The organism is Crossiella sp. NPDC003009, from assembly GCF_053591555.1.
Window position 1 is genome coordinate 1 of sequence record NZ_JBSFUA010000085.1, and the last position, 16984, is coordinate 16984.

The following is a 16984-nucleotide window of genomic DNA, read 5'->3' on the forward strand; positions in this document are numbered from 1 at the left end:
CCTCGGCGAGGAAGTCGTCCACCCCGGCCTCGGCCGCGATCGCCTTGGCGGTCAACGGGTTGTCCCCGGTGACCATCACCGTGCGCCGCCGATGCCCTCGGGCCCGCAGCACCGCCCGCCGATGCCGACCGGCCCGCAGGGCAGGCCGCCCGGCCCGCCACCCGGTGGTCCGCGCCCGCCTGGTCCGCCGATGGGTTCGCCGATGGGCGGGATGCCCGGTGGCGGGTTCGCGCCGCCGCCGCGCGCGGTGATGCCGCCGCCGATGGCCGCCCCGCACAGCGCGCCGCGCCCCGGTGGTCCCGGTGGCCCTGGTGGGCCTGGTGGGCCGCCCCCGCCGTGGCTGCCGCCGCAGCAGGCCTGGCCGATCGGCTTCCCGCCGCCGCGCAGGAAGTCCTCCGGCCCGGTGGTCGCGCTGGTGCTGGTGGGCGCGCTGGTGCTGGGTGTCGGCCTGGTCGCGATCGCGGTCGGCAGCAGCCGGAAGACCTCGGTCGCCGAGCCCGGCTACACCTTCCCGAGCTACACCGGCCTGGCCCGTCCCACCGGTCGCAGCAGCACGACCACCGCGACGACCACCACCGGCAGCACCTCGGGCCGGTTCACCACCACCCGCGCCAGCACCTCCACCAGCAGCGCCCCGCCGCAGCCCCGCCCGGTGCCCAAGCTCAAGGACAACCCGCTGCACCAGGCGGGCAAGCCGGTCGCGCCGGCGAACTGCAACCTGCCCGCGTTCAAGTCCAACCCGGACGCGCTGCGCGCCTTCTACGGCGCGGCGGTGCGCTGCATGCACGAGGCCTGGGCGCCGGTGATGCGCGCGGCGAACCTGCCGGACGACCCGCCGGGCCTGGAAGTCGTGGTGGGCAAGGACAACAGCCCGTGCAGCTCCGGCGGCTACTCCAGCGGCGCGTTCTACTGCGGGCGCAACCACACGATCTACATGAACGCCAGGGTGGAGCGCAACGACGGCCAGAACGTGCAGGCCGGTCCGAGCCTGGGCGTGATGGCGCACGAGTACGGCCACCACGTGCAGTCGATGAGCGGCATCCTGGGCGCGGCCTGGGACCTGATGTACGACGCGGGCCAGACCTCGGCCACCGGTCTTGAACTGTCCCGCCGCAAGGAGCTACAGGCCAGCTGCTTCGCCGGCATGTTCCTGGCCGCCGCCTCCGGCCGGGCCTCGGTCAACCGCAACCTGGCCAACGCGGCCATCGCCGACCTCGGCCAGCGCGGCGACTGGCCGAACAACAAGCGCCCCCGCGACCACGGCTCCCCCGGCAACAACAAGGCCTGGGCCAACCACGGCGCCAAGTTCAACAACAGCCGCGACTGCAACACCTGGGACGCCAAGTCCGACATCGTGAGCTGACCAAGCAAGAGCCGGCCACCGACCTGTTGCGAAAGAGGCGTGGCGCGCCAGCGACACGTCGTGAATCATGACTGTGGGCCGTTCTCGCGGACGGCCCACAGTCTCACGAGTTCACGTTGTCGAAGAGCGAGCGACTAGTCGTCCGTGACGCACGTGCTGGGGACATAGGCGTCCCGTCGAGCATCGCCATCGCGGTCGATGGGGATCCAGCCGTTGGCGCCCGAGTGTCCGCAAAGGTCGTACCTGGGGTCGTGCGCCTCTACCGGAAAACAGGACAGCCGGTGCCCTCGCCGGAGCACCGGGCCGACGGTGGGGTAGCGCAAGCCTGGCCCGGAAAACATGCTCAATGCCTCGGCGGTGACCTTCACCCAGCCGTAGCCAGCGCATCTCGCCGGTGCGAGAAGTGCGGTGCCTTCCGGCGTCGTGGCAGCTCCTGACCCGGTGGTGACCAGCATGCCCGCTGCTGCGAGCAGCACTACCGCGCTTGCTGCCGCGGATCGGCGCAGCTTCGCTTTGAACGTCATGGTCTATCCCCTCTGGTGAGCGATCGTCGATTTTCAGGCGCCGCAGGCCCAACTGTGGCGGGCGCGGACACCGCCTTCACCGCCGCCAGCGAGAAAACAGCAGCAGCACCGGCTTGGAAAATCTCGTTGCTTACCCCTAGTCGCCAGAAATTCTTACCGGGCAACCATAAAGCACTCCAGCAAGGAGGGAAGAGCGCCGCTGGACACAGATTTGGCCATAGCCAAATCACGACGTATCCGCAGCTCAGCGCTTTGACTTACGATACTGGCCGGCCAAATCACGGTCTGGCGGAGCCGGTGCAGAACCAGTAAGCGCCGGGCAGCGCCGAGCTGTCCTGACTGCTGTCACCGGCGCGCATGTTCCCAATATTGTTTTTCGCCGAGTCATAGAAATGACCGACGATAGGTAGATTGTTGTCGTACGAAAAGACCGCGTCCTGTAAATGATATTCGGCAAGGCGCCAGCACGCGTTCTGCCGCTGGGTCCGGAAATTCATGTCGTCAAAGCCGATGTTCCGGTACAGACACAGCCACGTCGCCTCGCACGGCTCGGCGATCGTGCCAGGCACCGGTCGTTCCGGCCGCGGCCACAGCGCGGCGACCAGCAGCACTCCGACCGCAGCGACCGCACCCAGCACCCACCATCCGCGCCGCCTGATCCACGGTAACGCCAAAGGGCGTTCCACGGGCGCGGCCTGAGCCAGGACCGCGGCGGCCGCCTGATCCCACCGCTGCCGCCACTGCGCGCGGACCCGCTGCTCGTCCTGACCGAGCACGCCAACCGCCAGCGATCGGACGAACTCCCAGGTCGTGTCCCAGGAAGGCAACTGCGCACCACGCGCCGCCGCCGACAACGCCGATTTCGAGGCCCGCGCACCATAACCCTGGCGCATGGCGTCGTAGGACGGGTCCCCCGCGCGCTGCTTGAGCTCCCACAGCTGCCGGGCGAACACCACCGCCGGTTCATCACCCTCGGGAGCCTTGGCCACCCGCCCCCTGCGTCCGGTTCTTGTCGTCTCGTTACCCATGGTGCCCCCACGTGACGGTCCGACAACGGCAGTATGCCAGCCCTAACGCGATGAGCCCTTCCGCCGATCAGTGGCCGAAACCCAGCCCCGGCCCGCCTAATCCCACCCCAAGGTCCGCGCCAGGTCCGCCAGCATCCGCTGCACCTGTGCCGTCACCCTGGCCGGGTTCCCTGGCGCGACCGTCGTCCACGACGACCCGTCATAAGTCCCCCGCTGCTCCAGCAGGTACCGCCCGCGTTCGGTGTCCAGGAAGCTCACCGTGTGCGCCGCAAGATGCCGGCGCCCAGCCCGATCCCGCATGGCCGCGGCGAACTGCCCCCCGCCGATGATCCCGCTGAGCATGTGCCCCAAGGCCTCCGCGTCAGCGGACCGGACCCGGCGGGCGCGCAGGGCGGCGGTCAGGTCTTCGGTTCCGGTGTAGGCGCGGCCGCAGGCCTCGTCGAAGACGGCGCTGGGCACGCTGACCGAGCGGCCGGGGCCGCCGCGCAGGGCGGGGGCGACCGAGACGATCAGGCGGGGCAGGGCGGTGCCGAAGGCTGGGCGCAGGCGGATGAGGTGGTCGCTCCGGATGGCCAGCAGGCCGGCATCGCCGGAGGCCACCGCGACCGCCCACACCTCGGGCTGCCGGGAGACCTGCACGGTCACCTCGCGCTGGGCGCCAGCCAGCAGGCGCAGCGCGGGGACCAGGTCGTCCTCCGGCGGCGCGGGCGGTCCCTGCCTGGCCGGGCCGGGTGGGCCGGCCAGCGCGGGTGGTGGCGCGCCCAGGTCCAGCCGTTGCCAGGTCAGGGCGAACTGGCGCGGGTCGAGTCTGAGTTCGGCGCGGCGCGTTCCCGCGGTCACGGCAACGTCCCCATGAGGCTGCCCCTCTCCGCTGTGTTGCGTCGGTGCGGAGGGTGAGACGGGAAACGGGACGTGCGGGTTCCCTATGAACGAGGTTCCCTATGCAGACCTACGAACGGCGGGGCATCGGCAGCCGGACCCGGAGCAGGAAACCGTAGAGCGCGCCCGCGACGCAGGCCAGGGCGAGCAGCACCGAGCTGAGCCTGCCCGCCAGCCCGTTCCCGGTCGGCGTCGCCCCGGCCGGCAGCACCACCAGCTCGCCCGCGGCCACCGGCACGGGCAGGGCGACCCGGAGGGTCTCGCCCTGGCGGTGCCCGCAGCCGTCCAGCTTGGCCTGGCGCTTCTGGCCGTCGACCGCCAGCTCGACCACGTCCTGCGCGGCCTGGCCAGAGCAGGGCGATGAGGTGACCACGACCGCGCTGACCTCGCGGGTCTGCGCCTGCGGCGGGGTGTCGCCGAGCAGCGGGCGCAGCCAGACGACCAGCGCGGTGCCGAGACCGACCAGCCCGACCGCGAGCAGGATCAGTCCCCAGCGCACGGGAGCGGGTCGGGGAGCCACCCTGCCGATGGTGGCAGAAGGCTCCCCGTACCGGTCAACCGGCGCTACCGCTTGGCCGGGACCTGGCGCAGCCGCTCGGCCTTGAGCACCGCGCCGCTCTCCACCGCGTCGCCGCGCACCGCGACCACGTCGCCGACCTTGGGCTTGTCCTGGATGCCGGAGAGGTCGACCGCCTGGGCCAGCCCGGAACGGGCCAGGATGGTGGCGCGGTCGCCGTCCAGCTTGGTCACGGTGCCGGTGAGGTGCGCCTTCGGCACGGTGACCCGCAACGCCTTGTTGTCCTTGGTCACCCGGACCGCGACCCGGTTGCCCGGCTTGAGGCCGGTCAGCTCGGCCACGCCGTTGCCGTGCACCCTGGTGCGCGCGTCCGCCTCCACGGTCACCTCGCCACCGCCGTCCCTGGTGACGGTGAGCTTGCTGGTCTCCACCGACTTCACCGTGCCGAGCAGCACGGTCGTGTCCGCCTGCTGGCGGCGCTTGTCCTTGGGGCCCTTGGCCGGGTGCGCGGCGGCCTCGGCCGCGACCGGCTCGGCGGCCAGCCGGACCTCGCCCGCGGGCTGGGCCTGGCCGGTGAGGCCGCCGAGCAGCACGGCCCCGATCGCCGCGCCCGCCACGCCGACCACCGCGACTACGCCGAGCGCCTTGAGCCCCCTGCGGCGGGGTGGCGCGGTCTCGGCAGGCTGCTCCTGCGGGACGGGCACGATCAACGGCTCCTCGTTCACGGTTCCTCCACGACGGCTGGGCGCACTTGACGGCTGGTGCGCGATCCGTCAGCCGACGCTCCTCGCCGAAGCTGAACCCGAGCTGAAACACCCGGTTCGGGGTGGGCACCTTCAGCCATGCTTCAGCCTGGCAGGACCACAATGGGACCGGTGAGCACCGCTGCACGAGTTCTGCTCGTCGAGGACGCCGAGGCCATCCGGGTCGCGGTGGCCTCCGCGCTGTCCGCCGCCGGGTACGCCGCCGAGGCCAGGCCGGACGGCCGCACCCTGGAGGCCGACCTGGAGTCCTTCCGGCCGGACCTGGTCATCCTGGACGTGATGCTGCCGGGCCGGGACGGGTTCGCACTGCTGGACGTGGTGCGCAGCCGGTGCGACTCGGCGGTGGTGCTGCTGACCGCGCGGGACGGCGTGCACGACCGGGTGCGCGGGCTGCGCGGCGGCGCGGACGACTACGTGGTCAAGCCGTTCGAGCTGGCCGAGCTGATCGCGCGGGTGGGCGCGGTGCTGCGGCGGCTCAACCGGGTGCCCTCCACCACCCAGATCGCCGACCTGGTGATCGACGCCGACGGCGGGATCGTCTCCAGGGGCGGGGCGAACATCGAGCTGACCGCGACCGAGCTGCGGCTGCTGTCCTACCTGGCCGCCCAGCGCGGGCGGGTGGTGAGCAAGACGCAGATCCTGACCGCGGTGTGGGGCTATGAGGACTACGACGCGAACCTGGTCGAGGTGCACGTGAGCGCGCTGCGCCGCAAGCTGGAGGCGCACGGGCCGCGACTGCTGCACACCGTGCGCGGCCTGGGCTACGTGCTGCGCGCGAACGAGCCGTGACCGGCGCCGAGCCGCGACCGCTGCGCACCGGCTCGCTGCGGCTGCGGGTGTCCTGGGCCTCCTTCGGCGTGTTCGCGCTGGCCGTCATCGCGCTGATCGTGCTGGTGGACTGGCGCTTCGGCGTGCAGTCGGCGCGCGAGCTCAAGGACCGGATGCAGGCGCGCGGGGACCTGGTGGTCAGCGCGGCGCGGGACTTCCCGAGGGACAACCAGTACCTGGCGGTCAAGGCCACCGGCAACGGCATCCGCGGCACCGTGGTGCTGCCCAACGGCCAGGAGTTCCACGGCCCCAACCTCGGCGAGCTGGTCGACCCGGTGCGGGTGGAGCGGCAGCTGCCCGGCAAGCGCAAGCTCATCCTGGTCGCCGACCGCACCGAGACCAGCGCGGCCCAGCGCAGGCTGCGCCAGCTGCTGTCCCTGCTCGGCGTGGGCACCCTGCTCATCGCGGCCCTGGTGCAGGCGCTGGTGATCCGGCTGTCGCTGCGCCCGCTGGACCGGATGACCAGCCTGGCCCGCTCCATCGCCGGTGGGCACCGCGGCGGCAGGCTGGCGCCGACCAAGCGGAACACCGACATGGGCCGCTCCGCCGCCGCCTTCGACGAGATGCTGGACGCCCTGGAAGGCGCGGAACGGCAGGCGCGGGAGTCCGAGGAACGGGTGCGCCGGTTCCTGGCCGACGCCGCGCACGAGCTGCGCACCCCGCTGGCCGGGGTGCAGGCCGCGGCCGAGGCGGTGGTGCAGAGCAGCCCGGAGACCAGCTTCGAGGAGCGGGAGCGGCTCAACGTGCTGATGGCGCGGGAGGCCAGGCGGGCCAGCAGGCTGGTGGAGGACCTGCTCTCCATCGCCAGGATCGACGAGGGCCTTGAGCTGCGCTGGGAGCCGGTGGACCTGCTGGCGCTGGCCCGCTCGGAGGCCGAGCGGATCCGGCTGCTGGCCAACCACGTGCAGGTGGTGGTCGCGGGCACGCCGGTGGTGGTCTCCGGGGACGCCGACCGGCTGGCCCAGGTGCTGGCCAACCTGCTCGGCAACGCCCGCCGCTACTCCGAGCGCGGCGGCGTGGTCACGGTGCAGGTCGGGCAGCACGGGCCGTGGGCCTACGCCGAGGTCGCCGACGCCGGGCCGGGGGTGCCGCCCGCGGACCGGGAGCGGATCTTCGACCGGCTGGTGCGGCTGGACTCCGCGCGGGACCGGGGCTCGGGCGGCGCCGGACTTGGCCTGGCGATCGCGCAGGGCATCGCGCGGGCGCACGGCGGCAACCTGGAGTGCGTGCAGCCGCCGCCGGGTCAGCCGGGGGCGCTGTTCCGGCTGCTGCTGCCGATCCGCCCGCCCGGCGACTGACCCGCGCGGCTCACTCCGGGCTGGCCGGGGTGACCTTCTTGACGTACAGCAGCCGGTCACCGGTCTCGATCGCGTCCGCCTCCGGCGCGTCCACCCGGTACAGCTGACCGGCGCGGACCACGCCGAGCACGATGTCGGAGATGTGCCGGGGTGAGCCGCCGACCTCGTTGGGCTCCACGTCGCGTTCGGCGATGGCCAGGCCGGCGTCCGGGGTGAGCAGGTCCTCGAACATCTCCACGATGGACGGGGTGGTGGTGGCCATGCCGAGCAGGCGGCCCGCGGTCTCGCTGGAGACCACCACCGAGTCGGCGCCGGACTGGCGGAGCAGGTGCACGTTCTCCGCTTCCCGGACCGAGGCGACGATCTGGGCCTTGGGGGCGAGCTCGCGGGCGGTCAGGGTGACCAGCACCGCGGTGTCGTCCCGGTTGGTGGCCACCACCACGGCCTTGGCCTGCGGCACGCCCGCGATGCGCAGCACGTCGGAACGGGTGCCGGAGCCGTGCACGGTGACCAGCTTCTGCTGGGTGGCGGCTTCCAGGGACTCGTGCTCGGTGTCCACCACCACGATCTGGCTGGGGTCCACCCCGTCGCCGAGCAGCGCGCTGACCGACGAGCGGCCCTTCGTGCCGTAGCCGATGACGACCACGTGGTCACGCACGTTGGCCCTCCACTTCTGGATCTTGAAAGCCTGGCGGGAGCGTTCGGTGAGCACTTCGAGGGTGGTACCGACCAGCACGATCAGGAAGAGCACCCGGAGTGGGGTGATCACCAGGATGTTGGTCAGCCGGGCCGAGTCCGAGACCGGGGTGATGTCGCCGTAGCCGGTGGTGGACAGCGAGACGGTGGCGTAGTAGATGGAGTCGAGCAGGGTCAGCCCATTCTCGTCCACGTCCCGGTAGCCGTGGCGGTCCAGGTACACGATGACCACCGTGACGGCCAGCGCGATGGACGCGCCGATCACCCTGGTGATGATCGAGCGCACCGGACCGCGGCCACCCTCGGGGATCTTGATGACCCCCACCAGGTCGTGGTCAGGACGGTCGGTCAGCTGGCTCACCGACCACCGACGCCGGATCATGCGGCACTCCCCCGATCGGTCAGGCCGGACGCGCGGGCGCCGGCGGTGCGCACCAGTGTGGCGAGTGCCTCCGCGTGCTCGTGCAGCGAGGGCAGGTCAACCCGCTCGTCCGCGCCAGGACCCGGTCGCGCGGTCAGCGGCGGCAGGGCGGGCAGCGCCCGTGCGCCCAGCGCGGTGCCCAGCAGCGGAGCGGCCTGCGCGCGCACCGGTTCGGCGGCACAGCACAGCACCTCTTCGGCGGCCAGCTCCGCCGGGTACTCGCCGAGCAGCTCGTACAGGCTGGCCGCCGAGGGCAGGCCCGCGCCGTCGGCGAGCAGCCGCAAGCCCAGCGCGGGTGCGCGGCGGCCGGTGGCGGCCAGGTGCGCGCGCACGCCCAGGCGCAGCGCGGCGATCCGGCCGCGGCCGCCGCGCACGCCGAGGCCGTGCAGCTGGCCCTCGCGCACGGTCGGCTCGAACGGCGGGAACCGCCAGTCGGCCAGCGCCTGCGGGGCGGGCACGTCGTGGTGGGTGTAGAGCAGCAGGGTCGGCGCGCCGGGCTCGGCAGGCCACTCGGCGTACACCGAGGGCACACCGCGCAGGTCCCAGCGGCGGATCCGCGGCCAGCCGTCGCGGTCCAGGCGCAGGGCCAGCGCGTCGGCGGAACGGGTCACATCGGTCCGGTGCGCCGGGTCGGCGCTGATCGCGGGGATGGTCGTCCAGTCACGCAGGTCCGCCAGGAAGGTCTCGGCCAGGGCCTTGACCGCCTGTGCTTCGGCGGCACCCGCGCCCGGATGGTGGTCGTCGGTCACGGCGAAGCAGGCTAGGGCATCGGCGCGGGCGGCCACCGCCGACACGACCTATGCTCGCCGGCATGAAGCGTGCCAAGGCCGCGGTCGTGCTGGCCGGGTTCCTCAGCGGGATGGGTGTGCTGCACCTCGCACACCCGAAGCCCTTCGACAAGCTGGTGCCCGAGGCACTGCCCGGCGGACCCCGGACCTGGACCTATCTGTCCGGGGTCGCCGAGTTGGCGGTGGGCGCGGCGGTGGCCGTGCCGAAGACCCGCAGGCTGGGCGCGCTGGCCGCCGCCGCGCTGTTCGTCGCGGTGTTCCCGGCCAACGTCAAGATGGCCTGGGACTGGCGGCACAAGCCACTCAAGCAGAAGCTGGTCGCCTTCGGCAGGCTGCCACTTCAGGTCCCGCTGGTGCTGTGGGCACTGCGGGTGCGCCGCAACGCCGGTCAGTAGTAGAGCACGTCCCAGTGCGGCGGGTTGGCCTCACGGGTGTAGATGTTCCCGGCCGCTGACACCCACTGCTCCACGCCGAAGGTGGGCCTGCGCTGGGTGAAGCTGCGCCGGATGTAGCCCTCCACGCAGTCCGCGCGGCGGATGTCGACCTTGTAGCCGTTCCAGTGCGAGTAGGTGCCGCTGCCGTGCCCGGTCTCGGTGCCACCGGTGAGGTGCACGGCGCAGCCGCTGGCCCGCTTGAGCGTGATGACCTGGTCAATGGTGCCGGAGTAGATCTGCTCGAAGGAGGTGCAGCTGGGGTCGAGCCGGTTCGAGCAGTTGCCGCTGGAGGACCAGGTGATCCCGGCCGCGCGCAGCCGGGCGGTCGCGGTGGCGTGACTGATCTTGACCCCGCTCCTGGGCTCCGCCGGCAGGTCGAACCCGGCCAGCCGAACGTGCTCAGGGGTGCGCTGTTCGGTGGACGGGACGGCGGTCGCGGAGGCGGCAGGGGCGGTGAACAGGCCGATGGCCGACATGGTGACGGCTAACAGGCCTCCGATAATTTGTGTACGCATGGGTCTCCTAAAACGCAGGGGAGCGAACCATGCGCCACCGAATGGTTGGATGGTCACAAGTTGACGGAGAGATAAGAAAAATCCCTCCATCCAGGGCAACCCATTGCGCGAAATGGACGAAAACGGTGCTCGGCCAGGCGGCCGCCGCACCGATCAACGACCGATCGGCCTAGGATGCCGGGGTGCCGCCACTCCAACACGCCGCTTCGGCGCTCGGCTGGCACGGCGTGGTCATCCCCGATGTCGCCGTGCTGGGCCAGCAGGTGTCCGCGGTGGTCCGCGTCCTGGACCACGTGCACCAGTGGCGCACCGAACACGGCTGGCCGCCGGAGCCGGACCCGTCCTGGTTCCGCTCCTGGTTCGAGCCGGACTTCCACGACCAGATCCCGGTGCCCGCGGTGGAGCTGCTGGGCGTGCTGGTGATCGAGTCCTCGGTGGAGTCCGCGCTGAACTCCTGCGGCACCCTGATGACCCTGGCCCCGTGCGCGGTGGTGCTGCCCGCGCCGCAGCCCGCGGACGCCTGGCCGCTGATCGAGCTGGACTACTACGGCATCGGCGTGGTCACCGCGGACACCGACGGCGCCGATGTGCTGATCGCGCCGGAGGACCGCTCGCGGGAGTTCGGTCCCTCGCTGTTCGGCCGCTGGTTGCAGGAAGTGCTCTACGAACAGGCGCTGAAGCTGACCACGCAGACGGTGCGCACCCGCAACTGAGCCCGGGAGCCCTCCCGGCGCACCCGGCTTACCGTGCCGCCATGCCCCGCACCGCGCCGGTCGTCCTCGGGATCGCCCTCACCCTCGCCGGTTGCGCCGCCGAACCGGCCCCGCCGCCCGCTCCGACTTCCTCGACCGCGCCTGCCACGCCGACCAGGGAGATCACCCCGAAGGACCTGCTGCGCGCGCAGGCCCGCGGCTCCACGGTGGACATGGCGACCACGGCCTGCCGCCAGGGCGTCGCGGCGACCGACCCGGTGTGCGGCGAGCACCTGAACGCCGTCGAGCAGACCGTGGCCAAGGTGCAGGAGGCGCTGAGCCGGTGGTTCAAGGGCCGCGACCTGACCAAGGCGAACGAGGTGGCCGCCTCGGTGGCCAAGTCGGTGGGGCTGGTGCGGAAGATGAACTGCTACGCGATGAACGGGCCGGAGCACAAGCCGGGCAAGAACGAGTCGGAGCTGTGCGGCTCGATCGGGCGGATCGCGCTGTTGCAGTGGCTGAACTACCAGAGCACGGTGGAGCAGCTCTAGGCCGTGCCTAGCGCATCGGGATCGAGCGGACCAGGTCCCGCAGGCCTTCGGCGTCGAGCAGGTCGGCCGGGCGCAGGGTGACGTCGGCGCGCACGTAGTGGAAGGCGGCGCGCACGGTGTCCAGCTCCGCGCCGGAGAGTGCGGCCCAGGCCAGGCGGTAGGCGGCGAGCTGGACCGACAGCGCGGGCAGGTGGTCCTCGTCGGGGACCGCGCCGGTCTTCCAGTCGACCACGGTCCAGCCGCCGTCCGGGTCGGCGAAGACCGCGTCCATCCGGCCGCGCACGGTGATGCCGTCCACCTCGGTCTCGAACGGGACCTCCACGTCGTGCGGCGTGCGCTCGGCCCAGGCGCTGGCCAGGAAGGCGCGTTGCAGGACGTCCACGTTCTCCTCGGCAGGCAGGTCGGCGTCGGCCGCGCCGGGCAGCTCGTCGAACTCGAGCAGCCGACTGGCCTGGAAGCGGTTCTCCAGCCAGGCGTGGAAGGCGGTTCCCCGGCGCGCCAACGGGTTCGGCGGGAACGGCAGCGGGCGGCGCAGGCGGCGGGCCAGCGCGTCCGGGTCCTTGGCCAGCTCGACCAGCTGGCTGACCGAGAGCTGTTCGGGCAGCAGGACCTGTTCCCGGCGGCTCGCGGCGGCGGCGCGTTCGGCGAGCAGGACGTCGACGTCGCGGGCCCAGCCCTCCGGGTCGAACTCGGTGGCGGGCACGGGTTCGGGGGCCGGTTCGGGTTCGGGTTCGGCGGCAGCCTCCGGGGCGGGCTCGGGCGGCTCCGGCTCGTCGAAGTAGGGGTCCTCCGGCAGGTACTCGTCCTCCTCCGGCGGGAGGTAGTCGTCATCCGGGGGCAGGTACTCCTCGTCCGACGGGGTGGCGAGCGGTTCCTCGTCGGCCGGTTCCTCCTCCGGCGGCCGATATTCGTCCACAGTGGACAGTGCTTGGCGGACCAGGTTCGCGCCCTCGGTGACCGCGGAGCGCCTGCGCGCCAACGGGTCCACCGGCCAGGTGAGGCTGTTGCCCTGGGCCGCCAGCGGGTTGGCGTCGTCCTCGTCGGGGCGGTCGGCCCAGTGGTGCACGATGCCGACCCGCTCGCCGGCGGTGACCACCTCGTGGATCTCGGTCAGGAACTCCGAGGGGCCGCGCGGTTTCTCCCCGGTCTCGCCCCACCAGTGGCCGGAGACCAGCAGGGTCTCCTCGGACCGGGTCAGCGCCACGTAGAGCAGCCTGCGCTCCTCGGCCAGCCGCCGTTCCTCGAACTCCTCGGAGTGCACGGCCAGGGCTTCCTCGATCTCCTTGCGGTTCTCGCAGGAGGCCAGGTTCAACCCGGGCAGGTCCTGGGCGTCGCCGCGCAGCACCGCGGGCAGCTGGTGCGGCACCCGCAGCCAGGAGGCGGACTTGCGGCGGCCCGGGAAGACGTCCTTGACCAGGTGCGGCACCGCGACCACCTGCCACTCCAGGCCCTTGGCCGCGTGCGCGGTGAGGATCTGCACCCGGTCGGGCGAGACCTCGACCTCGCCGGGTTCCAGGCCGTCCTCGGCGCGTTCGGCGGTGGCCAGGTAGTCCAGCAGGCCGTTGAGGGTGGGGTTGGCGCTGCTGCGGGCGAACTCGGAGACCACGTCGGCGAAGGCGTCCAGGTGCGCGCGGCCCACGCCGGAGAGGCGGGACAGCGACTCGATGTCCAGCAGCAGGGTGCGTTCCACGTCGGCGACCAGCTCGCCAAGCGGCTGGTCGCCGCGGCGGCGCAGCGCGGCCAGCTCGCCGCCGAGCCTGCGGATCCGGCGGTAGCCCTCGGGGCTGTAGTCCTCTGGCGGGCCGGGATCGTCCAGCGCGTCCACCAGCCCGGCTTGTTCGGCGTGCTCGCCGGGCAGCGCGTCGGCCAGCGCGTCCAGCGGGTCCGGGCCGCCGCGTTTGTTCTCCGGGGTGGCCAGGTGCCGGGCCCGGCGCCACAGCGCGGCCAGGTCAGCGACACCCAGCCGCCAGCGGGCGCCGGTGAGCAGGCGCATGGCCGCGGTGCCCGCCAGCGGGTCGGTGAGCATGCGCAGCGCGCTGACCAGGTCGCGGACCTCGGGCTCGTCCAGCAGGCCGCCGAGGCCGACCACCTCCACCGGCAGGCCGCGTTCGCGCAGCGCGGCGGCGATCCCGGCCATGTCGGCCCGCCTGCGCACCAGCACCGCGGCCGTCGGCGGCGCGCCGGTGGCGTCCACTGTGGACTCCCAGCGGGCGGCGACGGTGTCGGCCACCCAGTCCAGCTCGGCCCGGATGTCCGGCAACAGCGCGATCCGCACGTCGCCGACGCCCGCGCCGTCCCTGGCCCGCAGCTCGGCCACGCCGGAACGCAGCTCGGCGGAGACCTGGTTGGCCAGCCTCAGCACCTCCGGCGGGTTCCGGAAGCTGGTGAGCAGGCCATAAGTCGTTGCCGGGACCCACTTCCCGCGCGGGTCGCGGGCCGGGAAGTCGGTGGCGAAGCGGGGCAGGTTGGCCGCGCTCGCGCCGCGCCAGCCGTAGATCGCCTGCACCGGGTCGCCGACCGCGGTGACCGGCAGCACCGGCCGCCCGGCCCCGCCGAAGAGCCCGCGCAGCAGCACCCGCTGGGCGTGGCCGGTGTCCTGGTACTCATCCAGCAGCACCGCGCCGTAGCGCTCCCGCTCCAGCGCCACCACGTCCGGATCGGACTCGGCCAAGGTGGCCGCCAGCGACATCTGGTCGGCGAAGTCCATCGCCGCCTCCCGCCGCTTGCGCTTGGCGTAGGCCTCCACCAGCGGCAGCAGCGCGACCCGGAGCCGTTGCGCGGCAACGATCTCCTGCAGGGCCACCGGCAGGCCCTCGCGCTGCCGGGGCGCCCTCGGCGCGTCCTCGATCAGGCGGCAGAACTCCGCGGCGTGCGCCCGCAGCTGGTCCGGGGTGACCAGGTGCTCGCCCAGCTCACCGGCCAGGGACAGCAGGTACTGGGTGACCGTGGCCGGCACCTTGTCGGTGTCGATGTCCTCGGTCCACCCGGCCACCACCCGGTGCGCGAGCTGCCAGGCCGCGGTCTCGGTGAGCAGCCGGGCCCCCGGCTCGACCGGCAGCCGCAGCCCGTGCTCGCCGACCAGCCTGCCCGCGTAGGCGTGGTAGGTCAGCACGGTCGGCTCGGCCGCGGTGACCGCGGCCCTGCGGTCGCCGCTGGGATCGAGCCGTTCCAGCAAACCGGAACCGGCCAGCCTGCGCAGCCGGGCACGCACCCGGTCGGCGAGCTGGCGGGCGGCCTTGCGGGTGAAGGTCAGGCCCAGCACGCGTTCCGGGGTGACCAGGCCGTTGGCCACCAGCCACACCACCCTGGCCGCCATGGTCTCGGTCTTGCCCGCGCCCGCTCCCGCGATGACCAGGGCGGGCTCGGCAGGCGCGGCGATCACCTCGGCCTGTTCCGGGGTGGGCGGATGCAGGCCGAGCGCCGCCGCCACCTCGTGCGGGGTGGCGAGTTCGGTCACTCGCTCACCTGCCTGCCGGAATCCTGTGTGGGGCAACAGGTCTTGGCCGGGCAGCGGGAGCAGTCGGTGTTCTCGGTCGCGGTGAAGGCAGGTCCGATGCAGGCCTGCCCGGCGGCGTAGACCGCGTCCAGCCAGACCTTGGTCTTCTCCCCGTCCAGCGGCGGCTGGTTGCGCTCGGCCGCGCCGGACTTCTTGTCCGGCTTGGCCACGTAGAGCAGCCGCGCGCCGCCGGGTTCGTCCCGCAGGCCGAGGGAGGAGAACGCGCCGAGCGCGGCGGCCAGCTGGTAGACGGCCAGCTGCGGATGCTCCTCGGCCTCCTTCTTGCTGACCGCGGTGCGCGCGGTCTTGATGTCCACCACCACCGGGCGGCCCTCGCTGTCGGCGTCCAGCCGGTCCACCCGGCCCTTGACCCGCAGCCACGGCCCGCCCTCCTCCTTCGGCGGCAGTTCCACGGTGATCTCGTGCTCGACCGCGACCTGGGTCAGCTCGGCCCTGCTGCGCACCAGCCAGGCCCGGAAGGAGTCGACCATCTGCTCGACCCTGGCTCTTTCCTTGCGGGAGAACCAGGGCGCGCCCGCGTCCACCGCGGCCCAGGCCTCGTCCAGGGTGCGCTGCAGGGCCTGCGGGTCGGCGCCGGAGGCGGCGGCCTGCACCAGGGCGTGCACCAGCGAGCCGGTGATGGAGGCCAGCTCGGCCGGGTCCTGGCCGCCGTGCCGCTCCACCATCCAGCGCAACGGGCAGCGCGAGAGGATGTCCACAGTGGACGGCGAGATGCCGACCGCTTCCACGTCTGTCCACAATGGACGTTCAGTGCTGGTCTCGCCGAGGCCGTACCAGGAGTCCGGGTGCGCGCCGGGCACCCCGGCCGCGGCCAGCCTGGCCAGCTGGGTGGCCGCGCGCTGCCGCTGGTCCGCCTCGGCCCGCGGATCGCAGACCGCGCGGCGCAGGTCGCCGACCAGGTCGGCCAGGATCAGGCCGCGGCTGGGCTGGAACACCGGGCGGACCGCGTCGGCCTCCTCGCTGCCCTCGAAGTCTGCGCCGTCCAGCTCGTCCAGGAAACGGGACGGGGTGTCGTCCTCGCCGCGCACCGCGCTGACGATCAGCGACTGCCGGGCCCGGCTGGCCGCGACCAGCAGCAACCGCCGTTCCTCGGCCAGGATCGGGGCCACCGCGGAGACCTTGTCCTCGGCGCGCACCCCGGAGAGCAGATCGACCAGCCGCTCCACCCCGAGCAGCGAGCCGCGCAGCCGCAGGTCCGGCCAGATCCCCTCCTGCACCCCCGGCACCGCGACCACCGCCCACTCCCGGCCGACCGCGGCGTGCGCGGTGAGCAGCGCCACCGCCTCGCCCTGCGGCGCGGCCGGGGCCAGCGTGTCACCGGAGATCTGTTGCGAGGCAAGGTAGTCGGCGAACCCGGCCACCCCGGAGCCGGGCAGCCGGTCGGCGTAGCGGGCCGCCGCGTCGAACAGCTCGACCACCGAGTCCAGATCCCGGTCCGCCTGCGCGCCAACGGGTCCGTGCCGCCCGGCCAGCGCCAGCCAGCGCTGCTCCAGCCCGCTGGCCTGCCAGACCTGCCACAGCACCTGCTCCACGCCTTCCCCGGCGGCCACCGCCTGCCGGGCGATCCGCAGCAGCATGGCCACCCGGCGCGCCGGCTCGGCGGCCTCGTCCAGCGCGACCAGCTTCTCGTCCACGTTGAGCGCCTCGACCAGCAGCTCACCGCTGGCCCGGTCGCCACCGGAAGCCAGCTCCAGGCGGCGCAGGCCGCGGCGGAGCTTGCGCAGCGCCAGCGGATCGCCGCCGCCGAAGGGCCCGGTGAGCAGCGCGGCGGCCAGGTCGGGGTCGAGCAGCTCGGGATCGGCCGCGCAGCGCAGCACGGTCAGGAACGGCCACACCGCGTTCTGCTGGGGCAGCGGCAGCTCGTCCCCGGGCACCGCCACCGGCACCCCGGCGGCCAGCAGTGCCCTGCGCAGCACGGGCAGCGTGTTCCCGGTGCTGCGCACCAGCACCGCCATCGCCGAGTAGGGCACCTCCGCCAACAGGTGCGCCCGCCGCAGCTGGTCGGCGATCCAGGTCGCCTCCTGCGCCGCCGAGGCCAGCACCTTCACCTGCACCGACCCCGGATCGCCGTCGGGTCGGTACCACCGGTACCGTCCGCGCCACCGGCACCACCGCTACCGTCCGTACCGCCTGCACCACCGCTACCGTCCGTACCGCCGGTGCCGCCCC

The 16984-nt window shown here is 73.0% G+C and carries 15 protein-coding genes and 1 pseudogene; 6 read left to right on the top strand and 10 right to left on the bottom strand.

Annotation, left to right across the window (positions count from 1 at the left end):
• Positions 1-190 precede the first annotated feature (190 nt).
• Complete coding sequence (locus ACWDY5_RS40565; protein ID WP_449727444.1) at positions 191-1363, top strand: neutral zinc metallopeptidase; 1173 nt, start codon at positions 191-193, stop codon at positions 1361-1363.
• Between the two features lie 134 nt (positions 1364-1497).
• Here ACWDY5_RS40565 and ACWDY5_RS40570 read toward each other — a convergent pair whose 3' ends face one another.
• The 5 genes from ACWDY5_RS40570 to ACWDY5_RS40590 all read right to left on the bottom strand — a co-directional run bounded on the left by ACWDY5_RS40570 (position 1498) and on the right by ACWDY5_RS40590 (position 5036).
• Positions 1498-1887 carry a hypothetical protein gene (locus ACWDY5_RS40570; protein WP_449727445.1) on the bottom strand — a complete coding sequence of 130 codons (390 nt, stop codon included), beginning with the start codon at positions 1885-1887 and terminating at the stop codon, positions 1498-1500.
• A gap of 278 nt (positions 1888-2165) precedes the next feature.
• Entirely contained in the window at positions 2166-2876 is a 711-nt protein-coding gene (locus ACWDY5_RS40575; RefSeq protein ID WP_449727446.1) for a hypothetical protein, read from the bottom strand.
• A gap of 135 nt (positions 2877-3011) precedes the next feature.
• Positions 3012-3755, bottom strand: coding sequence for an ESX secretion-associated protein EspG (locus tag ACWDY5_RS40580; protein ID WP_252482249.1), 744 nt, complete (start codon positions 3753-3755; stop codon positions 3012-3014).
• A 109-nt stretch (positions 3756-3864) separates the two neighbouring features.
• Complete coding sequence (locus tag ACWDY5_RS40585; RefSeq protein WP_449727447.1) at positions 3865-4314, bottom strand: hypothetical protein; 450 nt, start codon at positions 4312-4314, stop codon at positions 3865-3867.
• Between the two features lie 44 nt (positions 4315-4358).
• Positions 4359-5036 (bottom strand): hypothetical protein, encoded by a 678-nt coding sequence (locus ACWDY5_RS40590; RefSeq protein WP_449727448.1) that lies wholly within the window; start codon positions 5034-5036, stop codon positions 4359-4361.
• A 141-nt stretch (positions 5037-5177) separates the two neighbouring features.
• Here ACWDY5_RS40590 and ACWDY5_RS40595 point away from each other — a divergent pair, with 141 nt between their 5' ends.
• Both ACWDY5_RS40595 and ACWDY5_RS40600 read left to right on the top strand, forming a co-directional pair.
• The gene (locus ACWDY5_RS40595; RefSeq protein WP_283661421.1) at positions 5178-5864 is read left to right on the top strand and encodes a response regulator transcription factor; all 687 of its coding nucleotides are present in this window, start codon (positions 5178-5180) and stop codon (positions 5862-5864) included.
• Positions 5861-7201 (top strand): sensor histidine kinase, encoded by a 1341-nt coding sequence (locus ACWDY5_RS40600; protein WP_449727449.1) that lies wholly within the window; start codon positions 5861-5863, stop codon positions 7199-7201. The genes ACWDY5_RS40595 and ACWDY5_RS40600 overlap by 4 nt, the downstream gene beginning before the upstream one ends.
• Before the next feature lie 10 nt (positions 7202-7211).
• On the opposite strand, the gene ACWDY5_RS40605 is transcribed toward ACWDY5_RS40600, so the two are convergent.
• Both ACWDY5_RS40605 and ACWDY5_RS40610 read right to left on the bottom strand, forming a co-directional pair.
• On the bottom strand, positions 7212-8279 hold the full coding sequence (locus tag ACWDY5_RS40605; RefSeq protein ID WP_449727450.1) for a potassium channel family protein: 1068 nt from the start codon (positions 8277-8279) through the stop codon (positions 7212-7214).
• Complete coding sequence (locus ACWDY5_RS40610) at positions 8276-9067, bottom strand: hypothetical protein (RefSeq protein WP_449727451.1); 792 nt, start codon at positions 9065-9067, stop codon at positions 8276-8278. The genes ACWDY5_RS40605 and ACWDY5_RS40610 overlap by 4 nt, the downstream gene beginning before the upstream one ends.
• A 62-nt stretch (positions 9068-9129) precedes the next feature.
• Between ACWDY5_RS40610 and ACWDY5_RS40615 the strand changes: the two genes are divergently transcribed.
• Positions 9130-9501: a DoxX family protein gene (locus ACWDY5_RS40615; RefSeq protein ID WP_449727452.1), complete on the top strand. Its 372-nt coding sequence runs from the start codon at positions 9130-9132 to the stop codon at positions 9499-9501.
• Here the strand turns inward: ACWDY5_RS40615 and ACWDY5_RS40620 are convergent.
• A complete protein-coding gene (locus tag ACWDY5_RS40620; protein ID WP_449727453.1) occupies positions 9495-10055 on the bottom strand; it encodes a hypothetical protein in 561 nt (186 codons plus the stop codon). The two genes, ACWDY5_RS40615 and ACWDY5_RS40620, sit on opposite strands and share 7 nt — an antisense overlap.
• A gap of 182 nt (positions 10056-10237) precedes the next feature.
• Between ACWDY5_RS40620 and ACWDY5_RS40625 the strand changes: the two genes are divergently transcribed.
• Both ACWDY5_RS40625 and ACWDY5_RS40630 read left to right on the top strand, forming a co-directional pair.
• A complete protein-coding gene (locus ACWDY5_RS40625; RefSeq protein WP_252482258.1) occupies positions 10238-10768 on the top strand; it encodes a hypothetical protein in 531 nt (176 codons plus the stop codon).
• A gap of 41 nt (positions 10769-10809) precedes the next feature.
• A complete protein-coding gene (locus tag ACWDY5_RS40630) occupies positions 10810-11298 on the top strand; it encodes a hypothetical protein (protein ID WP_449727454.1) in 489 nt (162 codons plus the stop codon).
• A 7-nt stretch (positions 11299-11305) separates the two neighbouring features.
• Here the strand turns inward: ACWDY5_RS40630 and ACWDY5_RS40635 are convergent, their stop codons facing one another.
• Positions 11306-14755, bottom strand: a complete 3450-nt coding sequence (locus tag ACWDY5_RS40635; RefSeq protein WP_449727455.1) for an ATP-dependent helicase — start codon at positions 14753-14755, stop codon at positions 11306-11308.
• Positions 14752-16890, bottom strand: a pseudogene (locus tag ACWDY5_RS40640) (PD-(D/E)XK nuclease family protein); the annotation flags it as partial. The pseudogene ACWDY5_RS40640 and the gene ACWDY5_RS40635, both read right to left, overlap by 4 nt.
• Positions 16891-16984: the final 94 nt, after the last annotated feature.